Origin of the sequence: Sideroxyarcus emersonii (assembly GCF_021654335.1) — a bacterium.
Classification (GTDB): Bacteria; Pseudomonadota; Gammaproteobacteria; order Burkholderiales; family Gallionellaceae; genus Sideroxyarcus; species Sideroxyarcus emersonii.
In genome coordinates, this window is the sequence record NZ_AP023423.1 from 1,676,031 (window position 1) to 1,694,138 (window position 18,108).

The window sequence follows — 18,108 nt, forward strand, 5'->3', positions numbered from 1 at the left end:
GAGTTCGAGGGGTATCTCTTTGTCTGAACCATATCACAGATGAGCATGCGCAGTGCATCGGGGAATGTACTACGCCTGCCAGCCTGCGGCATGGCGCGCTATAATCCTGACTCTTTCTTTGTTTCGCATTCCGGAGCCATAAGTCATGTCCCACAATCTGTTCGATTCGCGCAAGACCTTCAAACTCGCCTCTGGCAAACAGGGCACGCTGTATTCCCTGCCGGCACTGGAAGCGGCCGGCGTCGGCAAGGTCTCGCGCCTGCCAGTCTCGATCCGCATCGTACTGGAAGCCGTGTTGCGCAACTACGACGACAAGAAGGTGAGCGAAGCGCATGTGCGGCAACTGGCGAACTGGCAACCGAATGCCGCACGTACCGCGGAGATCCCGTTCGTCGTCGCCCGCATCGTGCTGCAGGACTTCACCGGCGTGCCGCTGCTGGCGGATCTGGCGGCAATGCGCGATGCCGCAGCGCAGCAAGGCAAGGACCCCAAGATCATCGAACCGCTGGTGCCGGTCGACCTGGTGGTGGACCACTCGGTACAGGTGGACTACTACAACCGCCCGGATGCGCTGAAACTGAACATGGAGCTGGAATTCGAACGCAACAAGGAACGCTACCGATTCATGAAGTGGGGCATGCAGGCATTCGACACATTCAAGGTCGTGCCACCCGGCATCGGTATCGTGCACCAGGTCAACCTCGAATATCTGGCGCGCGGCGTACAGCATAAGGACGGGGTCTACTATCCCGATACGCTGGTCGGCACCGATAGCCATACCACCATGATCAACGGCATCGGCGTGGTCGGCTGGGGCGTGGGCGGCATCGAAGCGGAAGCCGGCATGCTTGGCCAACCCGTGTACTTCCTGACACCGGACGTGGTCGGCGTGCACCTCAAGGGCAAACTGCGCGAAGGCGTCACCGCGACCGACCTGGTGCTCACCGTCACCGAACTGCTGCGCAAGCACAAGGTGGTCGGCAAGTTCGTCGAATTCTTCGGCGAGGGCACGGCCGCCCTCACCCTGCCCGACCGCGCCACCATCGCCAACATGGCGCCGGAATACGGTGCGACCATGGGCTTCTTCCCGGTGGATGCAGTCACTGTCAACTTCATGCGCAACACCGGCCGTACCGAAGAAGAAGTGGATGCCTTCGAGTCCTACTTCAGGGCCCAGGGTCTGTTCGGCGTGCCCAAGGATGGCAGCATCGACTACAGCAGCGTGGTCGAACTCGACCTTGCCAGCATCGAGCCTTCGCTGGCTGGCCCCAAGCGGCCGCAGGACCGCGTGCTGCTGTCGAAGATGAAGGACACCTTCAACACCCTGTTCAGCAAACCCGTTGCTGAGAACGGCTTCAACCAGCCCGCCGACCAGTTGAACCGGCGCTATGCCACCGGCAAGGACGAGCTCAAGATCGGTCACGGCGATGTGCTGATCGCCGCGATCACCAGCTGCACCAACACCTCCAACCCCGGTGTACTCCTGGCCGCCGGACTGCTGGCGAAGAAGGCAGTGGCGAAAGGCCTGAAGGTCGCCCCGCACATCAAGACTTCGCTCGCCCCCGGCTCGCGCGTGGTGACCGAATACCTGAGCAATGCAGGCTTGCTGCAATCGCTGGAACAACTGGGCTTCAGCGTCGCCGCCTACGGCTGCACCACCTGCATCGGCAACGCCGGCCCGCTGCGCGAGGACATCGACAAGGCCATTACCGACCACAACCTGGTCTGTGCAGCGGTGCTGTCCGGCAACCGCAACTTCGAGGCGCGCATCCACGCCAACATCAAGGCCAATTTCCTCGCCTCCCCGCCACTGGTGGTCGCCTTCGCCATCGCCGGTCGCGCCAATATCGACCTGGACAAGGAAGCCCTCGGCACCGGCAAGGATGGACAGCCGGTCTACCTGAAGGACATCTGGCCGAACAGCCACGAAGTCGAAACCATGATGAAGTTCGCCACCGATCCGGCGGTGTATCGCAAGCTGTATTCCGACCTGACCAAGGACCTGCCGCTGTGGAATGCGATCTCGGCCCCCACCGGCAACCTGTATCAATGGGACGACTCCACCTACATCGCACGCCCGCCGTTTTTCGATGCCGCCGCGCCCAAGGTCGGCGACATCAAGGGAGCCAAGGCGCTGGCCTTGCTGGGCGATTCCGTCACCACCGATCACATCAGCCCCGCAGGCAGCTTCAAGCCGGCCACACCGGCCGGCAAATATCTGCAGGGGCACAAGGTCGAGGTAAAGGATTTCAACAGCTACGGTGCGCGCCGCGGCAACCACGAAGTGATGATGCGCGGCACTTTCGCCAACGTGCGCATCAAGAACCTGATGCTGCCGCCGAAAGACGATGGCAGCCGCGTCGAAGGCGGCTACACCCTGTACAAGGGCGAACAGATGGCGATCTACGACGCCGCCATGAAGCACATCGCCGACGGCACACCGACGGTGATCTTCGCGGGCGAGGAATACGGCACCGGCTCCAGCCGCGATTGGGCTGCCAAAGGCACTCAACTGCTTGGCGTGAAGGCCGTCATCGCCAAGAGCTACGAGCGCATCCATCGCAGCAACCTGGTGGGCATGGGCGTGCTGCCACTGCAGTTCAAAGGCAACGACAGCCTGGCAAGCCTTAACCTGAGCGGAGACGAGAGCTTCGACATCGGCGGCATCGGGGCAAGCCTCAAGCCGCAACAGGATGTGACGTTGACCATCCGGCGCAAGGACGGCAGCTCGCAGGACATCGCACTCCTGCTCCGCATCGACACCCCGATCGAGGTGGACTACTACCGCGCCGGCGGCATCCTGCCCTATGTGCTGAAGGAACTGGTGAGCCAATAGTCCGATCCGGAATGACATTGCCGGATTGAAAAAGAAGCCCGCAGCAATGCGGGCTTCTTCTTTATCGGACAGCCATTTTTGCAGCAGTCCCTGCAACTCCGGCTTGGCTATCGATTCATCAGTAGCTGCTCCGACTTGAGCTGACAAACAGTGTCCGGTTCTAGGCCATAAGCTACATCAATGGTTTGCTGAAAAGGGAGTTTGTTCAAGGTCCAGCGATGTCCGCTATTCCTTCAGTAGCAGACGTTACAGCCAACGTTTTATTGAACTTCGGAGGTCAGTTCCTAACCCATACCGGCTGTTCACGACTAATCCATTAGAGACAGACACGTCCCAAACAGACATTTGCGTGAACTTCAGTTATTTCTCTACAGCGATTTAGGAGATGGGACAGCTCATTGAATCACATTGTGAAGCGATTAACTTATCGCATGCGGCCAAAATGTCAGAAACATACTTATCAGATGACAATCTAGCCTCTTCGTAGCTTGTGTTGTCATTGATAAGGAAGGAGAAATGTTGAAGCGCTGTAGGATAGCCAAGGTTATGGTTGATCGCATCGATCAGTTCGCAACCGAGATGTGCATCTATCTCGCCAGCAAGTATCTCATTCGCAACCTTAACAGCATCAGCCGGGGACTTGAACCTATGCATAAGGCTGGCCAATTTTTGTTAGATACAAATCACATGCTAACGCTGAATTGATGGGCACAATCATTAAATGCGGAACACAGCCGACCACATTTGACTGTCCATCATGGATAACTGCGTGAGCGCAATATTTACAGCTCGAAAGCGCTGACAACCCAGAATTGGGCTGAGGTTTCTTGTTCATTTCATACCCCTCCTATAGGGCAAATCAAAACATCTCTCAGTACGAACCTAATTTGCAGGGTAAGTGCTGGGTGTCTTCTAATTTTCAACGGCTATAGGGGAGACTGGATAAGCATAGGAAAGAATCCCTATGTCGCAATCCCGCTGCCATAGTTTCCCTTAGGCCGGAGACTTTGCGTCCACACTTTTCAGTGTGTTTGCCAAGCAAAGAAATAATAACCGACTAATCTTGTATGTCAACTTCCTCCACCCATAAATTGATCATGGTTTTCGGGGCTGAAAATGGTAAATTGGTTCTTGCCCTGATTCTTGGCGGCATACATTGCCTTGTCTGCCGCACTCAGAAGATCTTCAATATTTCGTGCATGATCAGGATATTCGGCTATGCCTATGCTGCCAGAGATGCTGGTTATGGCTTCATCCACCCCTAAATCGTAGGGCAATTTGAGGCTCTCCAATATGCGCTTTGCCACTATGATTGCCAAGGGCAAGTTGGATTCGAGCATGGTCACGACAAATTCATCACCACCCAAGCGGGCGACCGTATCTCCCTCCCTGATACTACTTAGCAACCTCTTTCCCACCTCTATTAACAAGCGATCACCTACGTCATGGCCATATGTGTCATTCACGAGTTTGAATCCGTCGAGATCAATAAACAGCAGCGATATTTTGCGGTTAGTGCGTGAGGAAATAGATATGGCTTGGGCTAAACGATCCAGAAGCAGAGTACGATTAGGCAGATTGGTCAGTTGGTCAAAATGGGCCAGATCGAAAAGATGCTTTTGCCTGTGGTTAATTATTTCGTTGATGAGGTCGTAGCCATTGCCCATGCCAAGATACTTTGCGTCTCTGGTGATTATGAATCCACTCACCATGTACTGAATACCAGCATCCAGGATGATCCGGGCAACGTCTTCAATGGCAGTATTGTGGTCGACTATGATGGGATTGCGATTCATCATGGACGATATGGGCTTGTCGCCAACAAGCTCTTTAATATATGGTTTGCTGAAGGTTTCGGTGATTTCCTGTCGAACGACCATCCCGACGGGTTTGTGTTTTTCGTTTACGACTGGCAGTGAATATAACTGCTTGTCCTGGTGAAATAGCGCCAGCACGCTGTTGCTACTCGTGTCTTCCTTTACCGCAGGCACCTCCCTGAGCATGGATTCAACTGTAACTTTGATGTCGTTTGGTATTTCTTCTTTCATGAATTCATTGCTTGAACTGTATTACTAGGGGATCCCTAGTACGTAATCATTGTGACATGACATTCAGCTGGACGATAATTTCGAAAGTCTATTGACCAGTGAGCCATCTGCCTCATAGTTAGCAACGTCCGATGTTTCGAACACATGCACGGCATTTCGGCCACCTTTCTTTGCAAGATACATCGCCTCGTCACCGTATCTCAGCAAGTCGCGTGGGTTATCAGCATGGTCCGGGTACATCACCACTCCGATACTGGATGAAATATTGATCGAATTACCATCCTGCCTGACAAACGGTTGCTCCATGATTACCCGTATCTTATCTGCCACACTGGTGGCATCTTGCTGCTTACTGGCATCTGGCAATAGCACTACAAATTCGTCCCCACCTATACGTGCTGCCGTATCCGATGCGCGCAAACATTGCATCATTCGCTCGGCTACTTTTTGCAAGAGCCAGTCACCAGCCTCGTGCCCCATTTCATCATTGACCTGCTTAAACCTATCAAGATCAATGAATAGCAGCGACATTTTTCGGCGTTCACGTTGTGCCAGCGCTATCGCTTGATGTAGTCGATCTTCCAGCAATCTGCGATTCGGCAAATTGGTGAGTCGATCATAGAAGGCCATTTTGTCGAGCTGAAATTGAATCAGTTTTTGCTCGGTCAGGTCGTAATTGACACCGACCATGCGTAACGGCTTGCCTTGCTCATCAAATGTGGTACGTGACTTGGCTTTGATGTAGTGAATCGAGCCGTCTGGCCAGACAACACGGAATTCCGGGTCATATTCACACTCTCTCCGTAGCGCAGCCTGAAGTACCTTCTCAACTCGCTCTTTATCCTCTGGATGGAGCGCACTAGACCAAGCTTCGTAGGCTCCTCCAAAATCAGACTCACGAAGTCCATACAACTGATACATCACCTTATCCCAAACTAGTACATTGTTTACTACGTCCCAGTCCCAAATGCCAACGATGCCCGCAGATGCCGCAGCCTCAAGACGCTCTTTGGCTTCCCTTAAATGAATTTCAGCGGCTCTTAGATCCGTTATGTCGTGAAACACCATCAGAACAACACTACCAAAGCTATCGTCATCAATCGACACTGCTTCAGCGATTACGTTTCGGATACTGCCATCCTTGCAATGGATGTTCACTTCTGTCGGCTGAAAGGGAATCTCACTGTGTATAGACTGTACGAGGCGCTCTTGCCAGATGGACATGACCCGCTCCCGGTAATGTACATCGGGGTAGGCTTTCCGCCACCACTCGTTCAACGTGGGGACATCATCCAAGGTGTATCCAAAGCATCGAACAAAAGCCTCGTTAAGATAGGAAACTTGGCCATTACTGTCGATTAATGCCTTGGGCACGGGAGAAGCCGCAATGATGGTACGCATCTCCTTTTCTTTTTTCACCAAAGCTTCGTTTTGTGCGGCAAGTTTAGCTTCGTACTGCATGCGGGCCGCAGTGAGATCGTTCAATCGTTGACGTGTTTCGCAGAGCCGACCAATCACGCTATAGCGTTTTTCCTGTTCAATTTTCATGACAGGATGAGAAAAATCGCCATGCCCGAGGCGCGCTATCTGCTCATATACTTCGTTAGGAGAGGCACCGAGCATGGATCGTAACGCAGCGTAACTACGCCACAACAGAAATAGCCAGAGCAAGCTGACCCCGATGAAGAAAAGTCGGAAAATCGTCGCATAGCGCATTGCCTGCTTGATTGCATCGGTAGTTCGCGTATCCATCAGATCGTTAAATTCGCTAATCGGACGCAGGATACTCAGCTTGGCATTATCATAGGCACTATCGAACAGCATATCCCTTGCGCGCTTCTTCTGGGCTGCGCCGTCCATACCTGTGCCTTCGAAGAGACGCATTGCTTCGATTTCGACCTGAGCCAGTTTGTCGGAATTGGTCTTTGCGGTGGTTAGCAAGCGAGTTTCATCTTCGCCAAATGCTGCAGCCTTGACTAGATCGAGTAGTGGCTCGCTACTACTTTGCTCAATAGGTGGAAGTTTTTCGCCATACACTACCAAATCCCAATAGTCGCGCTGGTCTCTTGGGCGTGATTTACGGCCATCGCGGATGTCCAGGATGTCGAAGTAGTAACCCTTGTACGCCATATTGCCAGTGACAATGTAGCTGCGCACCATCTTGGTCTGCCCCTCAGAAGAGCGGCGAAGTTCGTCAGAGAGTTGTATTGAATCCAGACGCCGAGACTGGGCACGGTCAACATTCTTCTCTGCATGGACATACATGATGAAGCTAGCTACTACAACACCAAAAGTTAATGTTGTCACAGCCAGCCAGCGAGCCAAATTAAGATTTTTGGGATGATTCATAGTTGCTTCACTTGTTGGGAAACCAATGTACCAGGCTGTATTCGAATGCATCTGACATCAAGCGGAGGTTGTGGTTAAGGTTACCATAATTAAACATGACCCCCTTGCTCCTGAAGAACCTTACGCAAGCGACTACTATAGAGGTGTCATAATGTTAAGCGCTCATGGCACCTCCTTGGCTGCCCAAATTTTAGGCAGAAAGGCATCTAGTGTTTCGAGGTGGATTCTTTTCAATCTTGCTATGAGTGTCTCTTTTGGGCCGCACAGCGACCTTTATTAATCATGTAGTCCTACGTGCGATCCTTTCATGATTAAAGTGCGCAGCTGCATCGTCCAGAATGAAGCGCATGTATTTCTGTATCGCCTCTACACCCATGCGTCGGAGGATGGCATCGCTCAGTTCATTGATAAGCAGGATGAAAGCTGGTGCTCTGCATCGATCTCTGGAATGCAGATGCTCAGTTCTTTCGTCAATTCGAGATACCAAGGCAATTTTCAGGTGGGGATGACATATCCATGTTCCCGAATCAGTCTGCTACAGGCATCTACCACTTGCGAATCGTAATGGGAACCGCGGCCACGAGTGATTTCATCCAGTGCTGCATCGATGCCCAAACCAGGTCGATATGGACGATGCGATGACATCGCCTCAACCACATCTGCCACACAGAGGATGCGCGCCTCAAGCAAGATCGCATCGCCCTTGAGTCCTTGCGGATAGCCAGAGCCGTCCATTCGTTCGTGGTGCTGCAAGACGATGTCTGCGATCGGCCATGGGAACTTCACATCTTTCAGGATGTTGTATCCATCCTGCGGATGCGTCTTGATGAGCATGTATTCGATCTCGGTAAGCTTCCCTGGCTTGGAAAGAATTTCTGCCGGGACATGGATCTTTCCAAGGTCGTGAATGATGGCAGCAAGATGAATGCCATTGATTTGCTCATCTGGCAAACCCATCTCACGTGAGATGGCTTCCGCCAATTCGCCAACACGCCGTTGATGGCCTGCGGTGTACGGATCGCGAGCCTCAACTGTACTTGCGATAGTTTGGATGGATTGTTCCAGGCTCTGCCGCAGGATGATTGCGTGCTGCTCATGTGCTTTGCGAGTACGCAAAGTGATTATGCCATAGGCCAAATCGTTGGCCAGTTCCTCCAGCAACCTGACCTCCTCCTCATCAAAAGCTTCCGCCTCGGATGAATAGATGCTCAACCCTCCGAAAGTATGTTCATCGTCGCGAAGTGGTAGAGCGATGTTGGAGACATAGCCTCGTGCCAGTACTGAATCTCTCCACGGTTTGAATTCTGGAGCCTTGATGATGTCATGGCAAATTTGCGTCGTTCCGCTGTGTATTGCCTTGATAAGTGGCAATTGATTCGGTCCAGTGCCAGCCCAACTCAGATGCTGCTCAGCATAATAGCTATCTTCTATGCCTGCCCATGCTATAGGTTTGATGCTCTTCATTGAATCATCTTCGGCATAGTAGACCGCGGCCATTCTGTAGCCGCTATGTTTCACGATAATACCGGTGACGGATCTCAATAACTCGTCCTCCTTCGTCGCCCGCACCAGTGCCAGATTGCCCGCCGACAGTGTTTTAAGTGCGCGGTTGGCGAGGCGTAATTTCATTTCGCCGGCGCGGCGCTCGGTAGCATCTCGGAACACGCCCAGCAGATAGCGATGGCCAGCAATATCTACAGGGGAACCGTTGAGATCAGCATATAGTATGCGATTGTCCTTTGTTAACATGGGCATGTCCTGAACCTTGCTTATCTCGCCTTGGGCATCACGGTCAAACTGCTTGCTGACCTGCGCAAGCGCTTCAGGCGGGTGCAGCTTTGCCATGTTTAGTCCGATCAGTTCGCCCGGCCCGTATCCAAGCATTTGCTCCATGCTGCTATTCGAAAACTTGACCGATCGTTCGTCGACGTCCATCACGATGATGCCATCGCGCGCATGATCGAAGATAGCCCGGAACTTCTCTTCCGATTCGCGCAATTTGGCTTCGGCACGCTTACGCTCGGTAATATCTCGCGCGATGCTTAACAGGTAGGGTTTATCCAACACGACCAATTTTGCGCTGACTTCCACGGGGAATGTCGATCCGTCCTTGCGCCGGTGCATGCTGTCGAATCGCGCCCCTTCTGTTGACTGGATCTGCTTCTCAATCAATTTGCCCGAACCCTCGTCAAATCCCTGATCAATGTCGGAAATACGCATGGCGAGCAATTCGTCCCGGCTGTAGCCCAGATCCCCACATTCCGTTTCGTTTACGTCCAAGAAACGCAAGGTGACAGGATCAAGTACCTCAATGGCATCGCTGGAATTGTCGAGCAAGGCACGGAAGAGCTTCAGATTTTTTTCGACTTCCCTGCGTTCGGTAATGTCTTCATAGATGCCCAGCAAGCCGAAGATTCTTCCATCGGTAGCACGCAGAGGCACCTTCGAGGTGCGCAACCAAATTGTGCGTCCATCAGGGGTGATTTGTGGCTCTTCATAGCCTAGCTTTGGCATGCCGGAATCAATCACTTGCTGGTCATCGGCACGGTAGAATTCCGCTCGCTCGCGCCAGCCCATCTGAAAATCGTCCTTGCCGATCAGGTCCTCTGAGCACGACATTCCGGCATCGTGCGCAAAGGCATTATTGCAACCTAGATATCGCAATTCGGTATCTTTCCAGAACACCCGAACTGGGGTGTTCTCCATAACGCTCTGGAGTAAATCGCGGGAGGCAATGAGCAATTCTTTCGCATGCAGGCTTGCGCTGATGTCGCGAATATTGCATTGGATCAACTTTCGTGCACCAACCTCGTAGAGGTTGCTGATCAACTCTACGTCGACCTGCCGGCCATCTTTAGTTTTAAGCGGCAAGTCTTCGTAGCGGATGTATCCCTTGGTCTGCAATTCCAAGAACGCTGTCTTGCTGGTTTCGATGTCCTTGAATAGGCCGATTTCCCACAGCATCTTGCCGGCACATTCGCTGAGACTGTAAGACAGCAAGTCGAGGATGAAAGGATTAGCATCCATAATCTTCCCGGATTCGGCATCCAGGATCAGGATGCCGTCCTTGGCGGCCTCGAACAGCCGCCGGTATTGCTGTTCGGATTCTTGCAGCAGTTTCTTCACCCGCATGCGTTCGGTGATGTCGCGGATGTTGCACTGGATCACCTTGCGTTCACCAACTTCATAGAAGTTGCTGACGAACTCCACATCTATCTGCTGGCCGTTTTTGGTCTTCAATGGCAGATCCTCGTACCGGATGTATTTCTTGGCCTGCAATTCCCGGAACGCTGTCTTGCTGGTTTCGATGTCCTTGAATAGGCCGATTTCCCACAGCATCTTGCCGGCGCATTCGCTGAGACTGTAAGACAGCAAATCGAGGATGAAGGGGTTGGCATCCATAATCTTCCCGGATTCGGCATCCAGGATCAGGATGCCATCCTTGGCGGCTTCGAACAATCGCCGGTATCGTATTTCCGATTCTTGCAGTTCCCGATGAGCACGCTGTCGCTCATTGATATTTTCGAGGGTATGCACCGAGTAGAGATAATTGCCCAGCCCGTCTATGATCGAATGGGCGCGGGAGCGGTAGGTAATATCGCCAATCAACACCTCTTCTTCTACTTCTGATGCTGTCTCTTTTTCCAAAGCCCGAAGGCAATTCGGCAGGGGGGCATGGGTCTGGGGGAATACCTCGTAGTAGGGCTGGCCGATGATCTGCTTGAAGGGAATCCCCGCACAGCGCTGATAAGCCTGATTACAACGCAAAATATGGAAATCTTTGTCATGCACGAAGATTGGGTCTTCCACCACATCCAGCGCGCTTATCCATTCCTGATGCGCCTGTTCGATTTGCTTGCGAACATTCTCGGCTTCTTTGAGAGCAGCTTGGTGCTCAGCCTCCTGATGGACATAGCGCGTTTCAGCCTCGGCCAACGAACGTTGCGCAGCCTCCAGTTCGTCCTGCAACTTTTTAAGTGCGTTGCCCATGAGCCCGCCCCCGATTTTGCCAAGTCAAGCTGACCGTACAAAATTTCAAAATTGGCTTAATCTGAAATACATTACATCGAATGCATACGGCTCACTATACTACTTTCTCCCGTATGCAATGGCAGTCATAATATCTATGCATTTGGCCTGATCCCAATGCTTTTGGGGAAAGTTGCTGAACTTCTTCTTTTGGCCGAAATCCGTCTGTTAACCATCTTTCAAGTCGCCGTCCGCTTTTATCCTGCGGATTCAACCGGTCGATGCGACACATTAGTAAACCGTTCAGCTGGTATCTCTTGAGCCCGAGACCTGCCAAACCAAGTCTCGACCAGCACAATTCATCATGCCTCTTGCTTCACAGTTTGCCGTACCGGCAGATTGATCCTGAACACGGTGCCCTTGCCCGGCTCGCTCTTCACCTCAATGCGCCCGCGGTGTTTCTGGACAATCCCGTATGACAGCGACAAGCCCAGCCCTGTCCCCTGACCTATTGGCTTGGTCGTGAAGAACGGATCGAAGATGCGGTTGATATGCTCGGGGGGAATTCCTTTGCCGGTGTCCTGCACCTCGACCCATACCTCATCCCCGCTGACGCCGGTACGGACCGTGATGGTGCCTTTCTTGTCGATCGCCTGCGCAGCATTCACCAGCAGGTTCATGAACACCTGGTTCAGTTGCGATGGCATGCACTCGACATCCGGCAGACCGGCATATTCCTTGACCACCTCGGCCTTGTATTTGATCTCGTTGGCGACGACATTGAGCGTGCTGTCCATGCCTTGCTCCAGGTTGGCATGCTGCCAATTGGCCTCGTCGACATGGGAGAAGTCTTTCAGGTCCTGCACGATGCGCTTGACCCGCGCCAGCCCGTCCTGCGATTCTTTCAACAGACTCGGGATATCCTCCACCAGATAGGGAAAGTCGACGGCCTGCTTGACCTGCTCGATCCCGGCAAAGCATTTGCCGTTGTCCGCAACCTCTGCCGCCGCATAGGCATCGATCACCTTGAACATGCTGTCGATGTATTTGGCCAGCGTCCCCAGATTGGAGTTGACGAAGCCAACGGGGTTGTTGATCTCATGCGCGACCCCGGCGGCAAGCTGGCCGATGGATGCCATCTTTTCCGATTGCAGCAACTGGGTCTGCGCCGATTCCAGCTTTTCATTGAGCTGTTTCAGCTCGGTATTGTTGGCGGTCAATTGCCGGTTGGCCTGTTCCAAGGCGGCCGTGCGTTGCCTCACCCGCGCTTCCAGCTGTTCGTTCAACGCATGCAGGGCATTCTGCTCTGCCTGCAGTTCCTGGTTCTTTTGCAGGATTTCAAGCGTCTTGTCGCCCAGCTTGCCGTACATTTCGTTCAATGCTTCCATCAGCACGTTCGAAGCCTGGCTCATGAAAGCCGTTGCCCGCCTGACCGCATCGTCGTGACTCGCACCTTCCTGCAGCGCCAGGATTTCCTGGGTCAGCCGCTTGTCCAGTCCCAGGATATGCTGCACCAGCCAGTTGGTCAGGTATTTCTGCAGCGGCACGATCAGCTGGCTGGAAACTTCCGTTCCGCCCATCAATATCCTGGTGGCCAGCAATACCTGGGCGGTGAAATGCTGATGCGCCTTCATGTGGATGTCCTGATGGGCAGTATCGACACCATACTGCCTCATCAATTGCTCTTCGGCACTGAAGTGGTACACCGTGTAGTTCGTCAACTCGGTCAGGATGTCGCCCAGCTCCGCACTGCTTGCTTGGCGGGCGCTGATCGCGCCCAGCTGATTGATCAGGTCGACCAGTTTATGGTGCTGCCCGTCCACCACTTCGACGCCGGTGTCGTACCTGTCATCCCACGCGAAAGTTTCGAATCTTTCTTCAGCCGCTGTATCCATTTTTCACCTTCCCGTATCCGGAAAAATCGGCGCGTCGTTACCTGTCGTATACATAAACGGTCAACTTGTCGCCCAGCTGTTCGAAACCCCTGATCTGTTCGATCAGCGAAGCATCCAGCTGGTGATCCTTCGACAGCAGCAAATCGCCATGCTTGCTCACCAAATCCCGCGAAAGCTGCATGCCCGGCTTGAGCTGCTCCAGATGCAGCGCCGATTCCGGCACAGGTCTGTCTGTCTTTCCCGACTCTTTCATCACGTTCATGAAAGCATCCACCACCGCCGGATCGTAGCGCCCCCCACTGCCTTCCTGGATGAATAGCAGCGCTTCGGCCTGTTTCAGCCGCTTGCTCAACAGCATCCCGATCTGGGCAGCGTCGTATTCATTCGCCAGCGAGATGATCCGCGCACCCAGCGGAATCTCCAGACCGCGCAACTTGTCCGGATAACCCATGCCATCGAAACGTTCGTGGTGGCTGCGTATCAGCCTGGCCGCACCATTCAGCTGCTCAAGCGCCATCAAGGCTGCCTGCCCCTTGGCCGGGTGCTTGCCCACTTCGTGACGCTCCTCGCTGGTCAGGCTGGCATAAGGTTTTTCCAGCAGATAATCCGGCAGGCCGATCTTCCCGACATCGTGCAGCAGCGCGGCGAGAAACACATCCTGGATATCGGCCTCTTTCAATCCCATTTTCCGGGCGATCTTCCTCGACAAGTCGGCGACACGGTGCGAGTGTCCGGCCAGGGCGCCTTCGCGCATCTCGATCAGGTTGGAGAAAACCCGGATCGAGGTGACGAAGCCCTGCTTCAGCTTTTCGTGCGCGGCCTCCAGGAAAGCCATGGTCTGGCGCACTTCCTCGGTACGCGCCTTGACCTTCTCTTCCAGATTGGCGTTGAGATCTTTCAATTCCTCGTTCTGCCTGCGCGTCAATTCTTCCAGGCGGCGCTTTTCCCGCTCCAGTTCCTTCACCTGCAGGGCATGCCGGATCGACAGGACGAGGTCGTTGTCCTCCCAGGGTTTTGAGATGTAACGGTAAATATGCCCCTTGTTGATCGCATCGATGGTGGCATCGATCTCGGCATGTCCGGTCAGCAGGATGCGGATGGCATCCGGCCAGCGCTCGTTCACCTGCTCCAGGAATTGCGCCCCGTTCATTTCCGGCATGCGCATGTCGGATATCACCAGGTCGACGGTCTCGCGCTGCATGATCTCCAATCCTTGCGCACCGCTTGCTGCGGTGAAGATGCGGTAACCGCACGGGTGGAACAGCCGTTTCAGCGAGGACAGGATATTGGTCTCGTCGTCCACGAACAGCAAGGTCATGGGGGATTGCGCCGCAACCGGCAAGGAAGAAGGTTCTTGTTTATCGCCCATCTGCATTTCCATCGTCAGGTTCGCGTGTTTATCAGGGAAAGCCGGGAACGCCGCAAACAGTCCATCAGGCCTCCAGCATCACTTGGACCATGGCATCCATCTGCTCCGGCTGGGGGATGCACGGTTCGATGTGCTCCCAGCCGATCTGCAGCTGGCTGCGCGTCGTTTCAGGAATGCGCTTCATCAGCGCTTCTCCGCTCAGCCCGCTCTCGATCAGCACGGCCATCTGCACCACGCCGGTGATCGGCATGAAAGGCTGCTTCTCCGGCGTGCGCCAATAGCGGATGGCATGCTCGATCTCGGCCGGGAAGTTCCAGCGCCTGGCCATTTCGGCCCCGATTTCGGCATGGTCGAAGCCAAGTACGGCATGCTCGATCTCGATCAGGCTCGAATCCGAATTCTTCTGCTGTTCCAGCATGGCGGCGAATTCTTCGGGGATGCAGATACTCAGCACGAGCTGGCCGACATCATGGAACAGGCCCGCCGTGAACGACAGCTGCCTGGCTCCCCCCATGCATTGCGCCAAAGCCTCGGTATACGTCGCCACACGTAAACTGCGCGTCCAGTATGCGTGGCGATCGAACAGGCTGTCTGCAACAGTCGGGAAGGCATGCGCGAATCCCGCCGATATCACGAGGGATCGCAGGGTGTCGAATCCCAGCACCATGATTGCATCCTGAATCGAGCCGACTTCCCTTGCCAGGCCATAGAACGAGGAATTCGCCACACGCAAAACCCGCGCGCTCAATCCCTGGTCGAGCGCGATCTTGTGCGCCAGGATCGCACTGCCGGCGTTTTTGTCCTTGAAGCTGGCCATCACGTCCTGCACCACATTCGGTATCGCAGGCAGCTGATGCAGCTTATCCAGGATCGCACTTTTGTCCAGAATGACTGGCATGTTGTTTTTCGCCCTCAATCGACGGCACCGGACCGGGGCCGATACACAGGTTAAATATCGGCTTCAATCACGAGAACTATACCCTTCGATGCCGAACTCTCGCCCATCGGACAGCACCAGCAATTGGCTTGAACGCGATTGCTCAACTGGATTTTCTCCTGCAATTTGCGGCAGCCCTCGCCCACGACACAGAGCAGCAACTCGGACGGGATGATATCGACGGCCGCTTCGCCCAGCATGGGCCTCGATCCATCCGCCGCGAACAGGCGATGCGCACTGCGATTGGCGACGGCGATCACGCCGTCGTCCCCGATGCCGACCACCCCGACCGGCAGGTGCTCCAGCACTTCCTGCGATATCTTGAGCACATTCAGGTTGAGCATCACTTCGCGCGTCTTGTCCTCGACGCGCTGCTCAAGCTCGCGGTTGATGCGCAGCAATGCTTCGTTGGCCTGCTGCAGCTCATTGGTCAGGCGTACATTCTCCATCTTCATCTCGTAGCGCTGGAACGCCTCCTGCACATTGGCCCGCAACAGGTCGTCCTCCCAGGGCTTGGTGAAGAATTTATAGATCGCACCGCGATTGATCGCGTCGGTCACCGAATTGAGTTCAGTGTATCCGCTCAAGACGATGCGCACGGTATCCGGGTAAAGGTCGCGCACCTTGCTCAGGAACTCCACCCCGGTCATGCCCGGCATGCGCTGGTCGGATATGATCACGCCGACCTCGTTCTGCGCCAACAATTGCAGGCCAGCCTCGCCGCTGTTGGCACGCAGGATGCGATAACCGTCGCCACGCAGCAGCCTCACCAGGGCGGAGGTGATGTTCTCCTCGTCATCGACCAGCAACAGCGTACGAACCATCATCCCTCCAGCGGCAAATCCAGTCCCCCGCCGTTTTGCAGCAGGTAGGTCATCTCCGCAGCCGGCACCGGGCGGCTGAACAGGTATCCCTGCATCTGGTTGCATCCCATCCTGCGCAGCCGGGCCAGCTGCTCTTCGGTTTCCACTCCTTCAGCGATGAGGCCCAATCCGAGGCTGCGCCCCAGCGCGATGATCGCGGCCACGATCGCCTCGTCATCCGGGTTGACCGGCAGATCCTGCACGAAAGATTGGTCGATCTTGAGACTGTTGATGGGGAAGCGTTTCAAATAACTCAAACTGGAATAGCCGGTGCCGAAATCGTCGATGGAGAGTCGCATCCCCGCTTCATGCAGCTTTCTCAGGGTATCCAGCGTCCCGGCCGAGTTATGCATCAGCACGGTTTCCGTCAGCTCAAGCTCAATCACTCCGAGCGCCGGCTCCAGGCCGCTCTCCCTCATGATGCCCAATACCAGACTGGCAAAATCCGGCTGCCTGAATTGCATCGCCGACAGATTGACGGCGATATGGATATCCGGGAAACCTGCCGCCTGCCAAAGGCAGGCTTGTTTACAAGCCGTGCGCAGGACCCATTCCCCAACCGGCAGGATCATCCCGGTCTCTTCCAGCACCGAAATGAACTCGCCCGGCGCAACCAGTCCGCGATCCGCGCTTTGCCAGCGCAGCAAGGCTTCCATCCCGACGACCTTGCCGCTTTGCAGATCGGCCTTGGGCTGGTAATGGAGCACGAACTCTTCGCGCTCCAGGGCGCGCCGCAATTCGGTCTCCAGCTTCAGGCGACGCCATGCAGAAGCGTTCATCTGCCCTGCGTAATACTGGAAATTGTTGCGCCCTTCATGCTTGGCGTGGTGCAGCGCGGCTGCCGCATTCTTCAGCAAAGCGGTGGTATTGATGCCATCGAACGGGTAGATGCTGATACCGATGCTGAGGGTGACGTAAATCTCGCTGTCACCGATGGTGACGGGATCGTGCGCGAAGGAATCGAGGATCTTCTGTGCCACCTCGCCGGCGTAGTGGGTTGCCTTGATATCGGCCAGCAGCAGGCCGAACTCATCCCCTGCGATGCGCGCCACGGTGTCGCATTCGCGTACGTGACCGGCCAGCCGGCCGGCCACGATCTGCAACAGCTCGTCCCCGACGGGGTGGCCGAACGAATCGTTGACCTGCTTGAACCGGTCCAGATCGAGGGACATGACCGCCACCATCTGATTGTCGCGGTGCGCCCGCGCAATCTCCTGATCCAGCCGATCCAGGAACAGCAAGCGATTGGGAAGGTCGGTCAGCGGGTCGTAATGCGCGATGCGTTCGATCTGGCTGTCCTTGTGCTCCATTTCGGCAGCCAGCTCAAGATTGATCTGGGACAGCAGGACATTCGCCCCCTGAATGTCGTGCAGCAATTTTTCTTTTTGCCGCTTCAGTTCGTAGCGCCGGAACGCTTCCTGCACATCGGCACGCAAGGCCTCGTTGTCCCACGGTTTGGTGAAGAACTTGTAGATGGCGCCGCGGTTGATGGCATCCGTCACCGAAGCCAAGTCGGCATAGCCGCTCAGGACGATGCGTATGGTCTGCGGGTAGAGTTCGTAGACCCGGGTCAGGAATTCCACCCCGGACATCTCGGGCATGCGCTGGTCCGAAATGACCACGCCGACCTCGTGCTGCGCCAGTATCTCCAGGCCTTCTATACCGCTGCTGGCGCGCAGGATCGTGTAACCGTCGCTGCGCAGCAGGCGTGCCAAGGCGGCACCAATCTCTTCCTCATCGTCGACCAGCAGCAGCGTTCGTTCCACGGCGCACCCCGATATGCACTGAGTGTCTGCACTTTATCACGACATCCGATGTTTGGCACCGGAGGCAATGAGCAAG

Annotated in this window: 9 protein-coding genes and 1 riboswitch; of the genes, 1 reads left to right on the top strand and 8 read right to left on the bottom strand. The window is 54.8% G+C overall.

Features of this window, described 5'->3' with window-relative positions; genetic code table 11:
* Positions 1-145: 145 nt before the first annotated feature.
* Positions 146-2,836, top strand: coding sequence for an aconitate hydratase AcnA (gene acnA, locus L6418_RS08175; RefSeq protein WP_237246432.1), 2,691 nt, complete (start codon positions 146-148; stop codon positions 2,834-2,836).
* Positions 2,837-3,801: 965 nt separating this feature from the next.
* Positions 3,802-3,882: riboswitch (cyclic di-GMP riboswitch) on the bottom strand.
* A gap of 24 nt (positions 3,883-3,906) precedes the next feature.
* Here the strand turns inward: acnA and L6418_RS08180 are convergent.
* From L6418_RS08180 to L6418_RS08215, 8 genes are all read right to left on the bottom strand, one after another.
* Positions 3,907-4,884, bottom strand: coding sequence for a diguanylate cyclase domain-containing protein (locus L6418_RS08180; RefSeq protein WP_237246433.1), 978 nt, complete (start codon positions 4,882-4,884; stop codon positions 3,907-3,909).
* A 63-nt stretch (positions 4,885-4,947) separates the two neighbouring features.
* Positions 4,948-7,233 (bottom strand): sensor domain-containing diguanylate cyclase, encoded by a 2,286-nt coding sequence (locus L6418_RS08185; protein ID WP_237246434.1) that lies wholly within the window; start codon positions 7,231-7,233, stop codon positions 4,948-4,950.
* 495 nt (positions 7,234-7,728) lie between these two features.
* Complete coding sequence (locus L6418_RS08190) at positions 7,729-11,223, bottom strand: PAS domain S-box protein (protein ID WP_237246435.1); 3,495 nt, start codon at positions 11,221-11,223, stop codon at positions 7,729-7,731.
* A 341-nt stretch (positions 11,224-11,564) separates the two neighbouring features.
* Positions 11,565-13,097, bottom strand: a complete 1,533-nt coding sequence (locus tag L6418_RS08195) for a bacteriohemerythrin (protein WP_237246436.1) — start codon at positions 13,095-13,097, stop codon at positions 11,565-11,567.
* A gap of 37 nt (positions 13,098-13,134) precedes the next feature.
* On the bottom strand, positions 13,135-14,466 hold the full coding sequence (locus L6418_RS08200; RefSeq protein ID WP_237246437.1) for an HD domain-containing phosphohydrolase: 1,332 nt from the start codon (positions 14,464-14,466) through the stop codon (positions 13,135-13,137).
* Between the two features lie 64 nt (positions 14,467-14,530).
* Positions 14,531-15,364, bottom strand: coding sequence for an HDOD domain-containing protein (locus L6418_RS08205; RefSeq protein WP_237246438.1), 834 nt, complete (start codon positions 15,362-15,364; stop codon positions 14,531-14,533).
* A gap of 50 nt (positions 15,365-15,414) precedes the next feature.
* Positions 15,415-16,230 carry a response regulator gene (locus L6418_RS08210; RefSeq protein WP_237246439.1) on the bottom strand — a complete coding sequence of 272 codons (816 nt, stop codon included), beginning with the start codon at positions 16,228-16,230 and terminating at the stop codon, positions 15,415-15,417.
* Positions 16,227-18,032, bottom strand: a complete 1,806-nt coding sequence (locus L6418_RS08215) for a bifunctional diguanylate cyclase/phosphodiesterase (protein WP_237246440.1) — start codon at positions 18,030-18,032, stop codon at positions 16,227-16,229. The genes L6418_RS08210 and L6418_RS08215 overlap by 4 nt, the downstream gene beginning before the upstream one ends.
* Positions 18,033-18,108: the final 76 nt, after the last annotated feature.

Coding starts and splice junctions, on each gene's coding strand:
- L6418_RS08210 (WP_237246439.1), bottom strand. CDS start 16,230: ATGATGGTTCGTACGCTGTTGCTGGTCGATGACGAGGAGAACATCACC.
- L6418_RS08205 (WP_237246438.1), bottom strand. CDS start 15,364: ATGCCAGTCATTCTGGACAAAAGTGCGATCCTGGATAAGCTGCATCAG.
- L6418_RS08195 (WP_237246436.1), bottom strand. CDS start 13,097: ATGGATACAGCGGCTGAAGAAAGATTCGAAACTTTCGCGTGGGATGAC.
- L6418_RS08200 (WP_237246437.1), bottom strand. CDS start 14,466: ATGGGCGATAAACAAGAACCTTCTTCCTTGCCGGTTGCGGCGCAATCC.
- acnA (WP_237246432.1), top strand. CDS start 146: ATGTCCCACAATCTGTTCGATTCGCGCAAGACCTTCAAACTCGCCTCT.
- L6418_RS08185 (WP_237246434.1), bottom strand. CDS start 7,233: ATGAATCATCCCAAAAATCTTAATTTGGCTCGCTGGCTGGCTGTGACA.
- L6418_RS08190 (WP_237246435.1), bottom strand. CDS start 11,223: ATGGGCAACGCACTTAAAAAGTTGCAGGACGAACTGGAGGCTGCGCAA.
- L6418_RS08180 (WP_237246433.1), bottom strand. CDS start 4,884: ATGAAAGAAGAAATACCAAACGACATCAAAGTTACAGTTGAATCCATG.